Raw genomic sequence first — 20319 nt, forward strand, 5'->3', positions numbered from 1 at the left:
AAAATACAATAGAATGAATTCTCTAGTTCCTTGCGGTTCTGAAGCTCAAGATCACAGGTTCAAGTAATACAGGCGGCATACCAAATCATAATTCAGACCAAAGAGCCGGGCATTCCACAGCCCGGCTCTTTGCCTTACATTAGTCCATTCACCGCGGATTGGCCGGACTTCTTCCCCCTTGTACTTCTACCGCTTCTCCAGCCCCGCCCACTTCTCAAACAACTGATCCACCCGCCGGCCGATCGAAGACTCGGACACGGTCTGCACCTTTCCCTGTTCGAAGACAATGCGGCCGTTCACTACAACTGTGGCGATCGCTCCCGGCTGCATGGCATAGACCATGTTGGCGAACAGCTGCTCCTTCGGAGCCAGGGACAGGTCATGGATATCAAGCGCCGCAAAATCGGCATATTGCCCGATTTCGAGCGACCCGACCGGCAGACGGAGAATGTCTCCGGCACTCTTCGTTCCCATCCGGTAGACCTCCCGGGCAGTGATACAGGTGCCGTCCAGCCGGCTGACCTTCTGCAGCATCGCGCACATGCGCATCTCCTCGTAGACGCTGATCCGGTTGTTGCTGCAGCCGCCGTCAGTGCCCAGCGTCACCCTCACTCCAGCCTTCAGCAGGTCGGGAATCCGGGTAACCCCGTCTGCCAGGAACATGTTGCTGGACGGGCAATAGGCCAGCGAGCCGCCCCTTGCACCGATCAGCTCAATTTCCGCTTGCTCCAGCCAGACCAGATGGATGGCAATCATCCGCTCGTCGAGCACACCCAGCGAATCCAGATAATGCACAGGCCGCAGATTATAGCCGCGGAGAATTTCTTCCACCTCGAACATCTCTTCAGCTACATGGATATGAAAAGGGGTATCCAGCTCCACAGCCAGCCGGTGTCCGGCCTGGATCATCTCCGGTGAGGCGGCATGCGGACTGTGCGGGGCAGGATGGACGGTAACCATCGGATTGCCCTGATATTTCTTGGCAAGCAGTCTCGTCCGCTCCACCGCTTCCCCTACCGTTTCACGGTAAGCCAGCGGCGCCCCGGCCCAGTCATACATTGTCCGGGCGAACACCAGCCGGATGCCGAGATCATCCGCCGCCCGGATGACCGCTTCATCATATGCCGTCCCGCCGTTATGCACATAGAAGAAATCGCAGACGGTCGTGATTCCGTAGCGCAGCATCTCCCCGAAGGCAAGGAGCGCACCGGTGTAGATGGCCTCCTCATCAAGTAATGGCGTGTACTTGTAGAGAGCCTGATCCCGCCAGTCGAGGAACGGCTTATCAATGGCGATGCCGCGCAGCAGGCTCTGGAAGGAATGGTTATGTGAATTGACGGTACCGGGGACAATGGCCTTGCCATCCCAGGAAATATGACGTGCATCCGGGTAACGGCTCAGCAGCTCCCCGCGGTCTCCAACGTCAGTGATCCTTCCCCGCTCCACCAGCAAAGCGCCATTTTGCTTAAAAGCATCCCCCGTATACAGCAGATCTGCTGAATAAATTTCACGCAAATGATTCTCCTCCTATCACCTTAGCTGCCCGTCAAGGGCCAGTATGGATTGCAGCAATACATTACCAGCCTGTTCGATGTCCGTGATCCGGCTCTCTTCTTCCGGGCAGTGGCTTTTCCCGCCAAGGCTTGGAACGAACAGCATACCGGCCCGGGTCAGTGACGCCATATGGGTCGCATCATGCCCGGCCATACTGCCGAGCTGCAGGCTCGCAATTCCCAGCACCTCGGCCTGTGCAGCACAGACCTCCATGACCAGGGCATCCATCGGCTGCGGTGCCTGATCCAGAATCAGCTGCCGCTTAAGGTGAAGCCCCCTTCGGGCGGCAATATCTGAGGCCTCGCTGCCCCAGGCTCGGAGCAGCTCCCCGATCTGCTCACGCTTTGCACCTCTGGCCTCCAGATGGAAGCTCACCTGCTCAGGAATGATATTCGCCGCATTCGGTTCATTACGGATGCGCCCGATCGTGCCTACCGCTTCATCCGCCGGATGCTTCCGGCAGACGGCTTCGAAGGCCAGCATCATCTCGGAAGCCCCCGTCAGCGCATCCTTACGGTCAGACATCAGGGTAGTCCCGGCATGATTCGCCTCCCCTGTAACGGTAACCTCTTCACGGTAGATTCCGGTAATGGCGGTCACGATGCCTACAGGAATCCCCCGGTCCAGCAGCCGTTTGCCTTGTTCAATATGAACCTCGAGAAAAGCAGCCAGCTCCGCAGGCTCCCTCCGGCAGCTCCCGAACTGTTCAGGATCGCCGCCGGCCAGCCGCAGCGCCTCAGCCAGCAGCTGGCCCTGATCACTACGGACTCCGGCCAGATCGCTCTGCTTCAGCTTCCCTGACACCGCCCGGCTGCCGAAGGTGGACAGCCCGAACGGATTCGGCTCCTCCGCGCTGAAGGAGACCAGCTCCAGCGGGTGGCGGGTGCTGATGCGGTTCTCGTGCAGCACAGTCATGACTTCCAGCGCCAGCAGAACGCCAAGCGCACCGTCATATTTGCCGCCGTTCGGCACCGTATCGATATGCGAGCCGAAGGCAATGACCGGCAGACTGCCCTGTGCCCGGACGGAACCGCTTAAGCCGCCGGAAGCTGCTAAAGCTTCTGGCGGATCAGCTCTTTCCACTCCGCTACGCACAGCCCAAATATTCGCCGCTTCGTCCACTCTGACGGCAAGCTCAAGCTCCAGCAGCTTGCCCTTAAGCCATTCCCGGGCCGCAAGCTCGGCCGGAGTGAACGTTGTCCGGTCCAGCCCTCCGGTGGCTTCATTCAGGCCGAACATCCCAAGCTCCCGGATATTATGCTGCAGACGTTCAGCATTAATCCTTAAGCCGCTCTTCTCCTTGCTAAGGCCTGCCTCCATACTCATACCCTCCGTCCATTCTGAATGACCGGCGCACCCTTCTTGAACACGGTATCTACCAGATTTACCGCGTAATGATACTGCAGGTAGTTGTAATTCGGCGCATCGAACAGTACCAGATCGGCCTGCTTGCCTGCCTCGATGCTGCCGATGGTATCTGCCCGGCAGATCGCATGAGCTGCATTTATCGTGCAGGCTGTGAGCACCTCCGCCGGGGTCATGCCCATTGTCAGGCAGGCCAGATTCATAATGAACGGCAAAGATTCGGTCGGTGAAGAGCCGGGATTGCGGTCAGTTGACAAGGCGACCGGCACACCGGCATTGATTATCGCCCGGGCATCGGCCGGCTCCGCCATCAGGAAGAAGGCAGTGCCTGGCAGGAGCACGGCAATGACTCCGCTCTCCGCCATCTGCGCGATGCCCGCTTCCGAGGCATGCAGCAGATGGTCAGCCGAGACCGCGCCCAGCTCGGCGGCAAGCTCGGCCCCTCCGCAGGAGACGAGCTCATCGGCATGGAGCTTGGGGCTGAGCCCCCAGCTCTTGCCCGCTTCAAGGATAGCCCTCGACTGCTCCACGGTGAATACCCCCTCTTCGCAGAACACATCGCAGAACTCGGCCAGCCCTTCACGGGCCACCGCGGGAATCATCTCCTCAATGACGCTCCGGACATAACCATCCGCGTCCCCCCGGCATTCTGCCGGGACAGCATGGGCGCCCATAAAGGTGGATACGATATCTACCGGATGGGAAGCATCCAGCTGCCGGGCTACCCGCAGCTGCTTCAGCTCATCCGCAAGCCGCAGGCCGTAGCCGCTTTTGGCTTCGATCGTCGTGACGCCATGCGCCAGGAAGCGGTCCAGCCGCTTCCCGGTTTCCGCCATCAGCTGCTCCTCAGAAGCTTCGCGGGTCCGTTCCGTAGAATAGAGAATTCCGCCTCCGGCCTGCAGAATATCAATATACTTCGCGCCCTGCAGGCGCAGATTCAGCTCGAATTCACGGGAACCCGCGAATACGGAATGGGTATGGGGGTCGACCAGCCCCGGCGTGACGGTCCTGCCTTCAGCAGAGAATACCGTAACCTCCCTGCCGCCGGCATGCTGCTCGACATACCGGGCCGCTTCCTCATTACTACCGACGAAAGTGAACACACCATCCTCGATGACAATTCCCCCGTGCTCAATCAATCCGAGGTCCTCCATCTCCTTGCCGGTCTTCGGCTTGCTGCTGGCTCCGCCAAGCGTCGCGATCTGGGCAGCATTCTGGATATAGATCATCGGCCCGCTCCCTCCGTGTCAGCCAGCATAGGCATTCTGATCCCTTGGGCTCTGGCTGTCTCCATGGCAAGCGGATAGCCGGCATCCGCGTGGCGGACAACACCCATGCCGGGGTCTGAAGTCAGCACGCGTTCAAGCCGGGCTTCTGCCTCTTTCGTGCCATCCGCCACGATTACCATGCCGGCATGCTGGGAGTAGCCCATTCCGACGCCCCCGCCGTGATGCAGCGAGACCCAGCTGGCTCCGGCCGCCGTATTCACCAGCGCGTTCAGCAGCGGCCAATCAGAGACTGCATCACTGCCGTCACGCATGGCTTCAGTCTCCCGGTTCGGTGAAGCAACCGAGCCTGCATCCAGATGATCCCTGCCGATGACAACCGGCGCGGACAGCTCTCCCGCTGCCACCATATCATTGATCATCCGCCCGAACTTCGCCCGTTCCCCGTAACCGAGCCAGCAGATCCGTGCAGGCAGACCCTGGAAGGCGATCTTCTCCTGTGCCAGCCTAATCCAGCGCTGCAGTCCGGCATTCTCCGGAAAAGCCTTCAGAATAGCCGCATCCGTCTTGTAGATATCCTCCGGATCACCCGACAGCGCTACCCAGCGGAACGGCCCTTTGCCTTCGCAGAATTGCGGGCGGATGTAGGCCGGGACGAAGCCGGGGAAATTAAACGCCCCTACCACCCCTTCGTCAAAGGCAACCTGGCGGATATTGTTGCCGTAGTCGAAGGTAACCGCTCCCCGCCGCTGCAGCTCAAGCATCGCTTCGACATGGCGGGCGATGCTTTTCTTCGCTAATAACGTATACAATTGCGGGTCCTCCGCTCTCAGCAGCTTAGCCGTCTCCAGCGTAAAGCCTTCCGGCACATAGCCGTTCAGCGGATCATGGGCCGAGGTCTGGTCGGTCAGAAGATCGGGGACGAAGCCCCGGGACAGCATTGCCGGCAGCAGCTCCGCTGCATTGCCGATTAAACCGACAGAGAGCGGACGCCCGTTCATGCGGGCCTCTTCAGCCAGCGCCAGCGCCTCATCCAGCGTCTCCGCCAGGATATCACAGTAGCGTGAGCGGATTCTTTTCTCAATCCGGGTCCGGTCTACATCGATACCGATGAACACCCCGCCGTTCATAGTAACGGCCAGCGGCTGTGCACCGCCCATTCCGCCAAGCCCGGCGCTGAGCGTAATTGTACCCTTGAGCGTACCGCCGAAATGCTGTCTGGCGCATTCTGCGAACGTCTCATAAGTCCCCTGAACAATCCCCTGTGTGCCGATATAGATCCAGCTGCCGGCGGTCATCTGCCCGTACATCATCAGCCCCTTCTGATCCAGCTCCTGGAAGGTGCTCCAGTCGGCCCAGGCCGGCACCAGATTGGAATTCGCCAGCAGCACGCGCGGCGCATCCCGGTGAGTGCGGAAGACAGCTACCGGCTTGCCGGATTGAATCAGCAGGGTCTCGTTATCCTCAAGCGTTCCCAGTGAGCGCACGATAGCATCGAAGCTCTCCCAGTTGCGCGCCGCCTTGCCGATGCCACCATAGACAACCAGCTGCTCCGGATGCTCTGCAACCTCAGGGTCCAGATTGTTCATCAGCATACGCAGCGCCGCCTCCTGTACCCAGCCCTTCGTATTCAGTGCATTGCCTCTTGGCGCACGGCAGATTCTCGATTCGCTCTTAGCTTCGTTCATACTCATATTCTTAGCTCCTCTCTTGATCAGATCAGATATTGTTCATGAACAGATTCAGAACCCGTTCAGGCATGAAACGGAATCTGCGCGAACAGCTCCTCCAGTACACCCGCCCCCTTCATCCATTCGGCAATCACGGAGAAATCACCGGACAGCACCCGGTCTCCGTCCACCAGCGGAACCCGCTCCCGGCAGCGGTCGTAGAGCCATCTGGTTCCCGGTGCAAGCAGCTCCGGCCCCCGGAAATCGGCTCCCTGCGCTCCGCAGAGCAGCTCGATGGCCAGTACCGCATAAGCATTGTCGACGATCTGCCTTGCCTTCCGCGCGCCGATCGTACCCATGCTGACATGATCCTCCTGATTGCCTGAGGAGGGGATCGAATCCACACTGGCCGGATGGGCCAGTGATTTATTCTCGGACACCACCGCCGCGGCCGCATACTGGGCAATCATGAACCCGGACTGCAGTCCGCCATTCTTCGTCAGGAACGGAGGCAGTCCTTCATTCAGCTGCGGATTGACCAGCCGTTCAATCCGCCGCTCAGCGATATCCGCCAGCTCCGCTGCGGCGATCGACAGATGATCCATCGGCAGCGCTACCGGCTGGCCGTGGAAGTTCCCGCCGGAGATCACCTTCTCCTCATCCGCGAAGATCAGCGGATTGTCCGTGGCCGAGTTGATCTCAATCTCCAGCTTCCCGGCGATATAGGCCAGCGCATCCCGGCTCGCGCCGTGAACCTGCGGTGCGCAGCGCAGCGAATAGGCATCCTGCACCCGGACTTCACCCTGGCCGGTCATCAGCCTGCTGCCGGAAGTCAGGCTGCGGATATTGTCCGCTGCCTGGCGCTGGCCCTGATGCGGGCGGACGATATGCGTCTGCGGATCGAACACATCGCGGACCGCCCGCAGCGCCTCACAGGTGAGTGCCGCCGTGCAGTCGGCCCAGTTCGCAAGCTGCTGCGCATCCCGGCAGGCCAGTGTGCCGACGGCAGTCATGACCTGCGTGCCGTTAATCAGGGCCAGTCCTTCCTTGGCTGCCAGCTCAATCGGGGCGAGGCCCGCCTGCGCCAACGCCTGCCCGCCCGGCATCCGCACCCCCTGGTAGGAGGCTTCACCTTCGCCGATCAGCACCAGTACCATATGCGACAGGGGAGCGAGGTCACCGCTTGCGCCGAGCGAGCCTTTCTCGGGGATTACCGGCACCACATTCCGGTTCAGCATCTCTACCATCAGCCGGATGACCTCCAGCCGGATACCGGAATAACCGAGGGCCAGGGCATTGACCCGCAGCAGCAGGATGGCACGCACCACCTCCTCCGGGAACGGCGCTCCAATCCCGCACGCATGGCTGCGGATCAGATTCAGCTGCAGCTGCCGGGTATCCTCCGGGGAAATATACGTATCGCTGAATTTGCCGAAGCCGGTCGTGAGGCCATAGACCACTTTTTTCTCCAGCAGCAGCTTCTCTACATACTCGCGGGTACGGGCCACCTTCCGGCAGCTCTCCTCACTAAGCTCCACAACCCGGTAATGACGGGCTACTCTGACAACCTCTTCAATTGTTAATGTATTGCCGCGTACGGTGACGGTCTGATTGTCTATTTCCAGCATTAGTCCCACCTGCCTCCTGAGTAATAGAAAAAGCCCATACCCTAAGAGAGGTACCGGCTTCTATATCACTAATGGCTAAATTACGGCTTATTCTGTTTCGGGCTGCTTCTTCACATTGCGGTGATGCTTACCTGTAACTGCATACTAAATATGATTGAAGCCAAACCCTATCGCTTCATGCTCAAAGCCCTTCTTGGGTGCACCGATTGTGCCGTAGGCACAGACTGCAATCCATTCCCCTTCATGCTCTACGCTGCCGGACATCTTCCCCCGCACTATGGCAAAAGTGAGCCCTACCGTCCGCAGAATATCGCCGAACTGGACAATCCCGCGGCCTATACTCTGTATGGTCTCAATAATGGCGTGATACAGCGAGTGAACCTCCCGGTATGAACTGCTGTCGATAATGTTATTATTCTTAGCCGCCGTCTCAATTGCTGCAATCACCTTAATCATGTCCATGGCCCCGATCCGTCCGATCGTATAGCGGAAATCCCGGGTATGGAGCTCCTGCTCGACAACCTTTTTCCATTCATGCTCCTGAAGCACTGCCAGAAGAATTGCCAGCTTGCCAATAGGAAACGATGATACCGATACCGATGCTTCTCCCATGCCGGAGATCTCCTCTTTTCTTGAAGACGATTGCCTGCTTACGCTCCATACAGCAAAAAAATGCAACCGAAACTAGGAAACCTCCGTTTCCTGATTCTCAGCTACATTCTGTTGACTAATGACTATATATCGCTGAGTAGAATATACCTCTGCCGCTGTGCTTTGTCAATCGCAAATGTAATCTAATATAACATTAATTATTGAAAAAAAAGCTATACCGGGATCGCCACGTTATATAATATGCCTTAAGTCCGCAGATGATGATTAACCGGTACAGCCCGTTATAAATTAACTGCTTTGATGATCCTCAAACTGTCCTGCATACCGCCCCAGCCCGTGGCGCTCAAGCTCCGCTTTTGGAATAAACCGCAGTGCGGCAGAGTTGACCCGGTAATGCTGCCTCGCCGGCTCCGGGCCGTCAAAGAACAGCTGCCCGAGATACGCCCCGCTCAGCCTGCTGCGGAGCAGGGTCCGTACTTCACCGCCGCTATAATCCGCCTCCCGGCGGACCAGCCCCGCTTCAAGAGGTCCGGTGAAGCCCGGCCAGCCGGTGCCGGAAGCGAATTTATCCCTGGAGCTGAACAGCGGATCACCGCTGAGGATATCGGTGTAGATCCCCTCCCCGGAGAAGTTCCAGTATTCATTCGCATACGGCGGCTCCGTTCCTTTATTCTGTGTTACCTCGTACTCCAGCTCCGTAAGCTGCTTCCGCAGCCGCTTCTTATCCTCGCGGCCGTTCCAGTGCAGCTCCGTGAAATCGTCACGGCCGGAGCCCTTCTGGTACAGCTTATAATCGAGGGGATGCGTTCTGTAATACTGCTGATGCTCTGCTTCCGCCGGATAGAACGGGGCGGCAGGCAATATTTCAGTCACAATCGGTGCTTTGAACCGTTTGCTGCCCTTCAGCGCCTCCTTCGACTGCAGTGCCTTCTGCCGCTGCTCTTCACTGTGAACGAAGATTGCCGCCCTGTAGGATGGCCCCCGGTCCATGAACTGGCCGCCGTAATCGGTCGGATCTATCTGCTGCCAATACATATCCAGCAGCCGCTCGTACGGGAAACGCTCCGGGTCGAAGATGATCTGCACCGCCTCCCGGTGGCCCGTAGTTTCGCTGCACACTTCCTCATAGGTGGGATGGAGCGTGTGCCCTCCGGTATATCCCGATACGACCGAGATAATACCCGGCAGCTCGTCAAACGGCTTGACCATACACCAGAAGCAGCCGCCGGCAAAGGTAGCCGTCTGAAGGTTATTACCGTTAGTCATAGAGAACGCCTCCCCGCACGCTTTTTCCCTATTATATATGAATATCCTTCTTCTCCAAAACGGGCAGGGCCTGGCTGAGGCATACAGACATCCAGTAGGGAACAGCAATATGCTGCTCCGGAGTGATCGGCAAGAGGATTGACAACATCGGGTGAGGATTGGGATGACTTGGATTGTTACGTGTATTGGTTGGATCGCGGAAGGCGGTTGGATCAATGTTTATTTAAGTCTTTTCCGCTTGAGGCGGGTCCGGTTCTGCCGGTTGGCATCCCATAATTCCTTATGCATCCACCCTGCGAACACCAGCATTACGAGGGTCAGAATCAGCATGTACTCCCGTACAATATTCGAAAGACTGCCGGCTGTATTATACCCGAGAATAATATTTATCCGTCCCCATAACAGATTGAGACATAATAATGCCACGGCGCCGTAGGTGACCCATACGCTCCGGAGATACAGATTGTATGTCCGCTGCGGACCTCGTCCCATAAAATACCTGCTGTAATGGATTACATAAGCAGTAAAAGCAATTAAGGCTATCGTTTCCAGTGTGATTAGTGTTAAGTCAACAATTCCCATGCAGATCATCTCCCCTTCTACCTAAGCCGGTACGGTGCAGATCAATAAGCCTCTCAAGATCATTGGATTCATACGCCTCCTGAATTTTGCCCAGGGTATCGATTTCTTGCTCGACCCGGCTGGGCTTCAGCTCGTGTTTTCTGAATATATCGAGGAGCTTCACTTGTTGATGACCTCCTCATCTTTAGGTTTTTGCCCGGTACCCCGCTCAATGAGCAGCTTTACGAGCATACGGTTATATTCGCTTAGCTGCTTTTCGTTCTCCTCATCACGCTTCTGATAATTCTGAATCACTTTCTCTTTGTTTGCGATTTGTTTGATACTCCAGATTAATGCTGTAGATAACAGGACATTCAGCACGACTGAACCGTTATTCTCCATAAAAAGCCCAGTCAATGCGCTTACATCCATTTGCACCACCCCGTTCCTATGATGTTATTAGAATTGGCTCACGCCCTACCCCTGTCCACCTTTTCGGCGCAAGCCTTTGCCACCGCTCAAACAGCAACACCCTCACTTGTAATCTACTCTTTCATTTGCATTTATGATTGGGTAGAGCAGAAACAAAAAAACTCGGAAGAGCCAGAACACTGGCCCGCCGAGAATGATATAGCTTGAACTGGAAAGTTAAATGTTGATTTAGGAGACAAGAATCCCCAAAGAAACTCCTTGCTGAACGGCCGGGAGAAATTCATTCTATTGGATTCACCGCTTGCCCGCACAGCAACTCTTTGTACACGATTGCCCGCATACATTACCCGCTGAGCCAAGTTAAATGTGTGTTGGATCAGGTTACGGAGGACGAATGCCATCTCTCCGGTTCACATACAACCCAATTCTGCCCCTTATGGACACCACAGCCTTTATTAGCTCAAAATAGGCCTTTTGGGTGGTCTTGCGGACACCACGGCCCTTATCCAGCGCTTTTCATGGGCTAACTCCACTTTTTCAGTGAAATAACGGCGCTGGTGTCCGCAAGTCAGGCATTCCGGTGCCTTTCCGCAGGCTTAACGTCTCTCCTGTCCGTAACGCTTAGTTAGTCACTTGAACAACCGTTACGTGAGCGTGTACTTTCTTGACAAAGGTCCAGTAACGCAATAGCGTTATTTAGGTTATAAAATTCAAGCGTTGATGTTCGTACAAACGAATTGACGAAATCTTTATTCGGGTATTACATGGGTTAACTGTATAGTTGGTTGAATGAAGGGTTCATTCAGCACTGGATGGGTCTTATTGAACAGCCAGCTTTTATGTTTGTATTGTTTGGAATATGCAGGCGAATACAAAAAACCACAACACGGCTATTAACTCGCGTTGTGGTGTTGTTGATTTGTCATTGTGCATCTCGACTTTCAGAATATCATTTAAAATTCTTTCAATAGTAGTTATTCTGTATACTATCTCCTCAACATCTTCCTCCACATTTGTATCGTTACCAAACATTTCACCAAGTGATGAATAGTTCGGTTCTCCCCCTCTAAATATTTCCAACAATCCTACGACTAGCTCATGGATTACATGTGTTTTGGTTGAACGTTGGCAACCCCCATAGACTTCTTTGTACTTTAACTATTAAACCACATATACTACTGACCCCAATGGTATATCTGTGGGTTTAATTGATTTCCCAAGGCATATACCTACCATTTTTTTATCAGTTGGTGAGTTAGAAATTTGAACTGAAATAACGTCCAATTCTAGCACTGTATTTTCAGGTGTCCGAAGAATAATATTGTCACCAACTTTGTTTATATATGCAAGAACAGGGTTAATTCCAACTATAATAGTTCCTTCTTCTTTGGATTCAAATACATCTCCAACTTCCATTATTTTTTTCATATAATTCCTTCCTTTTATCTATTTTCAATATATAGCTTATCCTTAACATCTCTAATACGGAGTCCACCATTTTTTAATCTTGTAATTGCATCCCTAAGTAATGTCATTCTTTCAGTTGATAGTAAGTCTGGGGCAAATCTAGCCGCCCTAATACTAGCTTGCGCTTCATCTAAAGCAAAGTTTCTTGCATATGTTGCAGGATCAACATCATAAAGATTAAATGCTTTTCCATTTACATAAGCCTCATAATGTCCAACAATTTCATGAGCTATGGTTGCTTTACCTGAGACACGACCATTCGCATTTAAAGTTCCGACCCCGGGGGATTTAGCAGGTAACACGTCAGTATTTATATACAGCCTGTCATACATCATTCCCGTATTCCAACTATCCCTAAATACAATATTTTCTTCAGAAAAACCTAACTTCTTCGCATAATTAACCAATTCACTTCTTTGTGCATTGGTTAATTCGATTTCATTTCTCAATCCTCCTGAAGAAATTTGACGAATATCACCCGTCCCCTCAACAACCTTCCCGCCCTTATCCTTACTGACATTCTCCATTCCATCGCTAGCTATATCTTTCAATATCTTTGGTTTCACCAATTCGCCACTTTTGGGTACAAAAGCCTTTTCCACTGATCCTGCCAGCAGCGACACCACTCCCAAGCTGTTCATCCAATGCTCTGCGGACCAGCTTTCTTCTGGATGGAACGCCCCTTTCGCCATTTCTACGGTTCCGAGCGTTAGCCAGTCCGCAAACTTTTCCGGTGAATCCAGCAGATGGTCCGCCCGGTCTTTAGCTTCCTTATACATCCCAGCGGGAAGATCGCCTGTAATTCCTAACGTCAGCCAGTTGAAAAAGTCATAGGGAGAATCTGTGGCTTTGTCCGCACGGGCTTTTAACGTATCGGCAAAACCTGCTCCGCCTCTACAGTTAATTCGTTGATAAGCACCTGGGCTTGCTGCAATGTCCCTAGCGGTAGCCCGCCCCATTGGCTGGCCTGGCCTTTCAGCTGCAGGTACAACCGATTTGTGTCTTCACTCACCAGTTTTATTTTCGCCTGCAGACACCGGGTTTCATCAACATCAAACACCATTTTTTGAGCTGACATTCCTGCCCTCCAATTCTTTGTAGAACAAGGTCACGAATAATCTATATATCGGTTTTATTTTCCATTTTTTCAGCTTTTGCAGTTTATCAAAGTTCACATAAAAAAACCAAACCGACAAAGAAAAGTTCTAAGTCAGTTTGGTTTGTATTCATATTAAATTCAATTGAGCTCACTAAACCTTTCGAGCATAGTGGCAACCTCTGCTCTGGTAGCAAGACCAGAAGGATTTATAGTCGAATCCGTGTTGCCCTTCATAATGCCCTTGGACACAGCCCAAGTAATCGACTCTTTGGCATAGCCTGAAATTTTATTGGCATCTTTGAAGTTCAGGCTTGAAATTCCGGCATGAAGGTCATAACCTTTACCCTTTGCGTATCTATGCAGCATAACAGCAATTTGCTCACGGGTGATGGCATCATTGGGAGCAAATTTACCCTTATCATACCCGTTAACAATTTTGCTTTGATTGGCCCAAATAATCGGATCTGAATACCAGCGGCCGCTTTGAACATCAGAGAATACATTAACAAATTTAACATTTGGCTGATTTTCCATGCGATAAATTACAGTGGCCAGCATGGCACGGCTCATTTTCCCTGAAGGTGAGAATTCCGTTTCAGAAGTTCCGGTGAACAGCCCCTTGTTGTAAACATACCTTACAGAAGAATAGAACCAATCGTCATGCGCAAGATCTGTAAAAGGAGTTTTTTTAGCAAAGGTAACAACCACAAGGGTATCACGGCTAACCTCTGGAATGGTGTAAATGTCATGGCCGATAAATTTTTCACCGTTGACATAGATATATTCGGTTTCAAACCCTTCATCCGGAACCATTCTGATAGTGGCAGAGGTTGTTGCACGAATGGTTTGAACTTCAAAGCCATCGGCAATTTTGCCGTTTCCGCCTTTAACAGAAGCACTAACGGAATAGAAAAGATCAACTTTGGTGTTATCAACTGTGGTGTCTCCAGCCGGGGCAGCCCAACGTTTCGGACCGACAATTCTGGAATTCCCGAAATCGGAAACGCCAATCCTAAGCTTGTCGATGGCTTCTGAGATTTCCGCAGCCAGCGCATCTTTTTTATCAAAAACAGCCTCAGCCCCGGCAATTACCTCCCGCAATTGCTGAGCGGATTTTGTCGGATACCAATAATCCGGATAATAGATGGTTTTGGGATTATCCGCAATAGTAACTGAAGCAAGCAAAGCTTTTGCAGCAACAATATCTTCATATAATAAAGATTTTGAAGGATCCTTTACTCCATCGCCCACAATGATTTGCACAGCTTCAACCGGTTCAATATACCGGTGTGTCGCATCTTTGTTCGTCAGAATGAAGCTGCTTGAAGAAATGCTGAACGTGCCGCTGTTTTTAGCTTGAAATACAGCCGTTCCAATATTCCGCAGTATTGAATCCTCTTTTCCCTTGGCGGTCATATCAAGATAGACATAGTTGATCGCACCATCGGAATATTTCATTGAAATGTCCTTTTCCATATTCACACTGGTGTTTTCCAGTACATAAGAATCAAACAACAGCTTTCCTTGAAAGCCGTATACTGGCGCCCTTCCGGCACCAGTATATGAAAGACTTAGTTTAACAAAAATTTTCTCTCCAACTTCAAATGATGATTTTGAGGAACCCGAGCTGTCCGTTACGGTGATGTTCACACGGTAACTAAGGTCTGCAGCATCGTTTGCGCTATAGGCATAGGAGGGTATAACAGCCCCAAGAAGCATGATGCACAAAATGATTTTTAGGTATTTTATCATTTTTCAAGTGCCTCCATTAGTGTGAGTTGCGCATCTACAATATCAACAATACCGTCACCGTTTCTATCAGCTCTCATCCAATTTTCTGAAGAACCAAAACCGTTGTAGACATTGTCTAAGATAGCTTTCAACGTTGCCAAAACGTCGATTTTATCAATAGCACCACTGCCATCGGTGTCTCCACGAAGAAGAACAGGAGATTTCACCGTTGGTTCAAAACCAAGCTTGGCTGTTAATTGCTCGCCTGTGACAAGTTCTTTTGAAGCACCAATATATGCTTTCTTAAGGCTGTCATATAAAAGAGTTTGTTTGTTGCCATTAATCACAACCGTTGCCTTGCCCATGTTTATTTCAGTGTATATGGTGAACAACGAGAACCCTTGGGTTTGACGAACCTCATAACGGTAACCAAGATCTTTCACTTTAATTTTGATAACATCTGACAGTTCTTTATAGACCGTTTCCCCATTCTGGCCTTCAAAAGCAGAAAGTCTATAGCTGACTTTAATTGCAGTTTCGCCTGGAGCCACTGCTTCAATGGTCCCGTCTTGTGACAGGCTGATGATGTTCTGATTATATAGAACGTGCCATACAACGTCTTCTGGTTTTACAACAGTATCGTGAGCGGTGCGGAGAGCTTTAACAGAAAGCGCCGTCGTCCCGCCTATGCCAAGCTCGATGTAATCAGGCTGTTCATCGGAGCTTTCAAGGTCAGAGATTAGTTTAATGCTTTCGAACTCTGACAAAGCACGATTCACAAGATATACCTGAACAACTGTTTCGTTTCCGGCATCGTCAACCGCTTTAAGCATCAGGGTTTGGTCCGGGTCCTCACTTGAGGCCTTACGGTTGACAACGAATGTTCCGTCCGGACTGATCACAATTCCGTCTGAACTACCGTCTAACGTTACATGTGCGGATGGTTCTGTTAGACCATGGAAGCTGTAGCTTGAGTCCGCGCCGACAAAAACAACTTGATTGCTGACTGTGTTATCAGCGTTTTCCCTGTCAAGGCTGGTTTGAATATCCTCGTCAAGGAGTAACACAGGTGCTTTTGTATCAACAGTAAATCCAATGGCCCCTGATGACCGGCTGCCTTGGAGGGTGTCACGGTTTTCCGCAACCGCTATAAAGTCAATCAACTGCTGGCCGTCTTCAAGACTTTCTTCAAATGACCAAACCGTCTTAAACTCTTGAGGTGTGTTTTTATCCTCAGTGTTAAGGTTTAAAGTCATTTTAACAGGTCTGTCAAAGGTGTACGTTGCCACTAATTGGTCAGTGTTTAGATAATAGCGGTCTTTGGATCTGTCAATGTTTGTTTCAACGCCTATAAGCTGAGGTTTATCCATTGAAGGCATAACAAAGCCTGGCGATGATACAATTTCAGTTGAACGGTAATACTCCGCCTGTTTAAGAGCAGACTCCACAATTCTAACCGCCTGCGCTTTAACAAAGTAAGTCTTGCCTTCCTCTAATAGAGGCCGGTTGGTCTGGCTTTCTAATGGTTTTAGAATGATGTCACTGCCCACTTTAAATTGACCAAAGGAATTCTCGACCTCAATACCATCTTCGTCTTCGATCGCCACGAGATAATGGGTTGCAGTTTCGTCGCTTCCCGTTAGTTCAACCTTCACATAGCCGTCACCACTATAGGCCGCAGAAACGGATTGCGGTTTTTGAGGAAGCAGCGGATTGGTGAAAGTGAATGTTGAAGAAGTGATTTTCTTGCTCATTCCCCCCTGATGATTAACAAGCATTGCAACCACATGATATTTACCTTCTGGGAAGGACTCAGGAAGTGTGAACACATGAGAACCTGATTCAATTCCATCCAACTCCAGGTTGCCAATACTGATTAATGCTGAAGTATCCTGAATGTTAGAGGATTCGATGGTTTTCATGACTGACGGGTCTTTTGTGACATAGACATTAAGTGCACCCGAATATTTGCTTTGCTTGTCCGTTGTCCAGGAGACGTTAATATCACGGCTTGTACTTGTGCTAGTAGAAGCACTAATTCCTGTAAGCTCCGGCATATAGTCAACACTGTTTACTGCAAAGTTGTCTATATACACATCAGGTGTTGTAACTGAAACGGACCAGTTCCCCGCAACAATAAGAGAGGGGTCAGTGACTGAAATGTACAAATAGTTAGCGCCGTCTAAAGATTGAACAAGATAGTTTCCGTTACCCTTGTTATCGTCTTCAACCATTGTCAATCTTTTTCCATTCGGATTGGTGACAATGATTTCTGCTGCCGAAGGTTTGACTAAACCGCGAAGCGGAATTTCAAAGAGAAGTGCATCCTTTGTGGTTGGGTTAATCTCTTTTGTAATCCCATTCCCGGCCCGGGTTTTCGCGATGGCCTCTGTACTCAGTCTTCTCATATTTGTTCCATAGATCGTGGTGGTCGGCACAAGGTCGCCGTTTGCGTCCAGCTCTTCCGAGTGGACATAGTGAACGGCATTTCCTCTTGAAGACAGGTCGATGGATCCGCCGAAGCTTAGGTCACCGTTCCAATAATAGATAAAGCCAAGCTTAACTCCAATGACCTTAAAGTTTGCACCCACAAAGTCAGATGAAACAGCTGCCTCAACTCCCGCAAGCTCTTTGCCCCCCACGAGCGGGATAGAGTCTGGAATGAACAGGCCTGCGTAAACATAACCATAGAAATAATCTTCGGTAATTTTTATCGTGATACCGCCACGAATGGCACCGGCGTGAATGCTGATGTCGCCAAAGGCATTTAGCTGAAACGGCGATATCCACTCCACATTCATCCCTGCCCGGATATTAAGAAGTCTTCCTTCTTCGTCTTTTTCCAACCGGCCGGTACCTTCAATGGCAAGACCGGATAGTTTCGCATCCAGCTTAAAGTCACCTACAATAATCGCATTAATTAAAAGCCTCGTTTGAAGATGGATGGTAAGCGGCGGAAGTTCGCCTGCCGGTTCTCCGGCAATGGTGTCTGCAAGGTTTGAAATGCCTCCGCCAAGGCCTGTGATAAACACATAAGGCGCAACCACAGGAACCTTCATTGTGGATGGCGCTAAAAAGAAGGTGAGCTTGTCCAGCATCATTTTGGGAACAGCGTTAATAGGAACCTTTTTCAGTGCCAATGACCCTTCTACTTCCAGCATGGTAACTGAAACACCGGCATCGATGCTATAAATATCATCAATGGTGTTGATGGTTATATCCGCCTTAACACCGGCTTCGTTTCCTACTAACGGGCCTAATATATCTTTGGGCAGGGCTACAGATAGTGTTGTGTTAATGCCAACAAAACCAATTTCGCTGTCTTTACTTCCATAGAGAACATCTTCAACGTTCGCTGTCAGTGAGCCTTTATAATCATAATGCTCCTCGCCCTTTGATTGATCAGCAGCTTTTAAAGGCAATGAAATCTTCCCGCCAAAGCTAATTCCGAAATCATCATCATCCTGGGTCATAATCCCATATTTAATATTGATCAAGAACCCGGCAATATTTTGCAGCATATAACCGGCATCTCCAAGCTGAAGTTCAAGCGCCTTAGCATTCTTCTCGGAGACAGCCTCCCGGTTCAGGCTGTATTTTGTTCCATTTTTGGCTTCGAAATGCCACTTATTATGCCAGATATTAATGGAGTTAATCACTTTGATGGTACCATCGCCTTCCAGCTTTGCACCACTAGTGTCAACGGTCATCTTCAGGGCTTCGTTGCTGTCATAGGTCAGGATGTTGTTGATGGTAATATCGCCATCGGCTCTGCTGGCAGAATAATATTTCTCTGTACCCGTATCCATCAGCCTGATTTTTCCGCGAAGGGTCAAGAGGATTTCTGTTTTATTTTCTTCAAAGGCTATACCTTTGTTACGAATACCATCTTTTTTCACGCTGCCGGATATAAATTTCTTCATTACATCTTCGTTTGCAAAACTAATATAGTCATACAGCTGTCTGTTGTTTGCAGCGTCTGTAAACCGGACCAGCGAAACAATACCGTAACTTGCACTTCTATCCGCTAAATTATTGGTGACGTCCACTGTAGCTGCCGCTTTAATTTTTGTACCGAAGGCATCGATCAGCTGCTGATTTGTAAATCTAAATTCAATGTCATACTTGCCAACAGCCATAGTCTGATTCGTTGAAAACGCCAGCGTTTGACCTTCATCAATAAAACTGATTTTTCTTTTGTCAATCAAAACAGCCTCACCGCTGGATGATGAAACAAGGTAAAGACTCCATCCCTCACTTCCCGAAAGGGCCTCAGTCAAAACCTTCATATTGCCGGAAACGGTGATGTTCTTGTCGCCTTCATAATACACTGCCGACGGGAAAACATGCTTCATTGAAACTTCCGGAAGCTTCCCTTCCACTGCAGGAATCAAAATGTTTGTGTTGGCACTATAGTCAACCACTTTATTGGTATTGGCATCAATAATTTCTGTTGCATTTAACGAAACGACCAGACGTTTGGATGTGATCATCGACTGAGTCTCTGCAATAATGTCAACATCGGGAATATTAAACACCGTCCCAATGTTAAGACCGCCCGAAATCTTCACCGTGTACTCCCGTGTATTCGTTGCTGCAAATACAAGTCCCTCATCAAGGCTAAGCCGCACAATGGGTTCTATGAGTTCTTTTGCTCCTGTGACACTGTTATCAATGGTTACATTTGCTTTAAAAGTACCATTATTTTCGTATGCTTTTTTGTCGTTAGTCAGGAATACGTTTCCGGTTTGGATTCCTATGGAAACATGCTCCTTTTGGGTTTGTTCAGCAAAGTTGCCGATCCCGTAGAGCATTTCAGAAATTCTGACCTGACCCGGCTCAATTGATTTTTCATTCCAATAATAAGCCGTTGCAGTGTCAGGAACTAAAAATTTGTTTGAATAATTGGTAAAGTCAACGCTAGGGTTCGGTGTATAATCGTATCTTGTGTTTGCTAGATTAACCCAGTGACCTACAATCACTTTATCAACATTTACGTCTTTGTTGCCGCTCCAGCCGGACAAGAGGGCATAAGCCGTCTTGTTCGAAGCGGAAAGAGAATCAACATATCTGATTTGCTGCGGAAGGTTGTCGCCGCTATATTCGGTTTCAACGATTGTCGGTTGCGACGGGTCAACCAAAACATAAGGTGAATCAATTTCTGAACCTAGCGCGTTGTCCAGAAGAAGCCGGATACCCACCGTTCCGGCTGTGGCATTGTTATTTTTCACATCATAGGAAATACCAACGTTTCCAGCCCTCGAGTTGTTAGGATCAATCGAAATAGACACCTTTTGTGTGATGGTATAGCCCTTAATGTCCCATGCAATGGTTAATAGCCTGTTTTGCTCGGAAACGACAGGTTCATGAAGCTTTGTATCGATGCCAAACCAGCTATATTCCTGACCGAAAATATAATCTTTTCCGTCGATACGAACGGTTGTGAACGATGTTCCATTGCTCCTTGCCTCATCTTCCCTATAAAGAAGCGGAAGGTTGTTGTCAAAAGCTTTTTGCGGATGACCGTCAATGGTTTCGATGGAAAAGCCACCCGTTTTGGAATTGATTGAATATTTCATAAATTCGTTCGCAATGGAATAATCCGCACCGCTAGCGTCTGCACGAACAGGGAAACTGGCAAAAGTGAAAAGCATAGCTAGAAAAAGAGTTGCAGCTATGCTGCGTTTCATTGATCTATAGACCGTCAT

The 20319-nt window shown here is 50.5% G+C and carries 14 protein-coding genes; all 14 read right to left on the reverse strand.

Annotation, left to right across the window (positions count from 1 at the left end):
- Positions 1-186 precede the first annotated feature (186 nt).
- A complete protein-coding gene (locus LOS79_RS19390) occupies positions 187-1515 on the reverse strand; it encodes an amidohydrolase family protein (protein WP_315411694.1) in 1329 nt (442 codons plus the stop codon).
- A gap of 15 nt (positions 1516-1530) precedes the next feature.
- A complete protein-coding gene (locus LOS79_RS19395) occupies positions 1531-2874 on the reverse strand; it encodes a Zn-dependent hydrolase (RefSeq protein WP_315411695.1) in 1344 nt (447 codons plus the stop codon).
- 2 nt (positions 2875-2876) lie between these two features.
- Positions 2877-4148, reverse strand: coding sequence for an imidazolonepropionase (hutI, locus tag LOS79_RS19400; RefSeq protein ID WP_315411696.1), 1272 nt, complete (start codon positions 4146-4148; stop codon positions 2877-2879).
- Positions 4145-5839, reverse strand: coding sequence for a urocanate hydratase (gene hutU / locus LOS79_RS19405; protein ID WP_315411697.1), 1695 nt, complete (start codon positions 5837-5839; stop codon positions 4145-4147). Before hutU ends, hutI begins: the two co-directional genes overlap by 4 nt.
- 59 nt (positions 5840-5898) lie before the next feature.
- Complete coding sequence (hutH, locus tag LOS79_RS19410) at positions 5899-7443, reverse strand: histidine ammonia-lyase (protein ID WP_315411698.1); 1545 nt, start codon at positions 7441-7443, stop codon at positions 5899-5901.
- Between the two features lie 144 nt (positions 7444-7587).
- Positions 7588-8055: a histidine utilization transcription antiterminator HutP gene (gene hutP, locus LOS79_RS19415; RefSeq protein WP_315411699.1), complete on the reverse strand. Its 468-nt coding sequence runs from the start codon at positions 8053-8055 to the stop codon at positions 7588-7590.
- A gap of 288 nt (positions 8056-8343) precedes the next feature.
- Complete coding sequence (gene msrA, locus LOS79_RS19420; protein WP_315411700.1) at positions 8344-9321, reverse strand: peptide-methionine (S)-S-oxide reductase MsrA; 978 nt, start codon at positions 9319-9321, stop codon at positions 8344-8346.
- A gap of 219 nt (positions 9322-9540) precedes the next feature.
- Entirely contained in the window at positions 9541-9903 is a 363-nt protein-coding gene (locus LOS79_RS19425; protein ID WP_315411701.1) for a hypothetical protein, read from the reverse strand.
- Positions 9890-10066 carry a hypothetical protein gene (locus tag LOS79_RS19430; protein WP_315411702.1) on the reverse strand — a complete coding sequence of 59 codons (177 nt, stop codon included), beginning with the start codon at positions 10064-10066 and terminating at the stop codon, positions 9890-9892. The genes LOS79_RS19425 and LOS79_RS19430 overlap by 14 nt, the downstream gene beginning before the upstream one ends.
- Entirely contained in the window at positions 10063-10284 is a 222-nt protein-coding gene (locus tag LOS79_RS19435; protein WP_315411703.1) for a hypothetical protein, read from the reverse strand. The genes LOS79_RS19430 and LOS79_RS19435 overlap by 4 nt, the downstream gene beginning before the upstream one ends.
- Positions 10285-11475: 1191 nt before the next feature.
- Positions 11476-11742: a hypothetical protein gene (locus LOS79_RS19440; RefSeq protein ID WP_315411704.1), complete on the reverse strand. Its 267-nt coding sequence runs from the start codon at positions 11740-11742 to the stop codon at positions 11476-11478.
- A gap of 14 nt (positions 11743-11756) precedes the next feature.
- Positions 11757-12740, reverse strand: coding sequence for a hypothetical protein (locus LOS79_RS19445; RefSeq protein WP_315411705.1), 984 nt, complete (start codon positions 12738-12740; stop codon positions 11757-11759).
- 278 nt (positions 12741-13018) lie between these two features.
- Positions 13019-14632 (reverse strand): S-layer homology domain-containing protein, encoded by a 1614-nt coding sequence (locus LOS79_RS19450; protein ID WP_315411706.1) that lies wholly within the window; start codon positions 14630-14632, stop codon positions 13019-13021.
- Positions 14629-20319, reverse strand: a complete 5691-nt coding sequence (locus LOS79_RS19455; protein ID WP_315411707.1) for a dockerin type I domain-containing protein — start codon at positions 20317-20319, stop codon at positions 14629-14631. The genes LOS79_RS19450 and LOS79_RS19455 overlap by 4 nt, the downstream gene beginning before the upstream one ends.

The sequence above is a fragment of the Paenibacillus sp. MMS20-IR301 genome (assembly GCF_032302195.1).
Taxonomy (GTDB): Bacteria; Bacillota; Bacilli; order Paenibacillales; family Paenibacillaceae; genus Paenibacillus_AQ.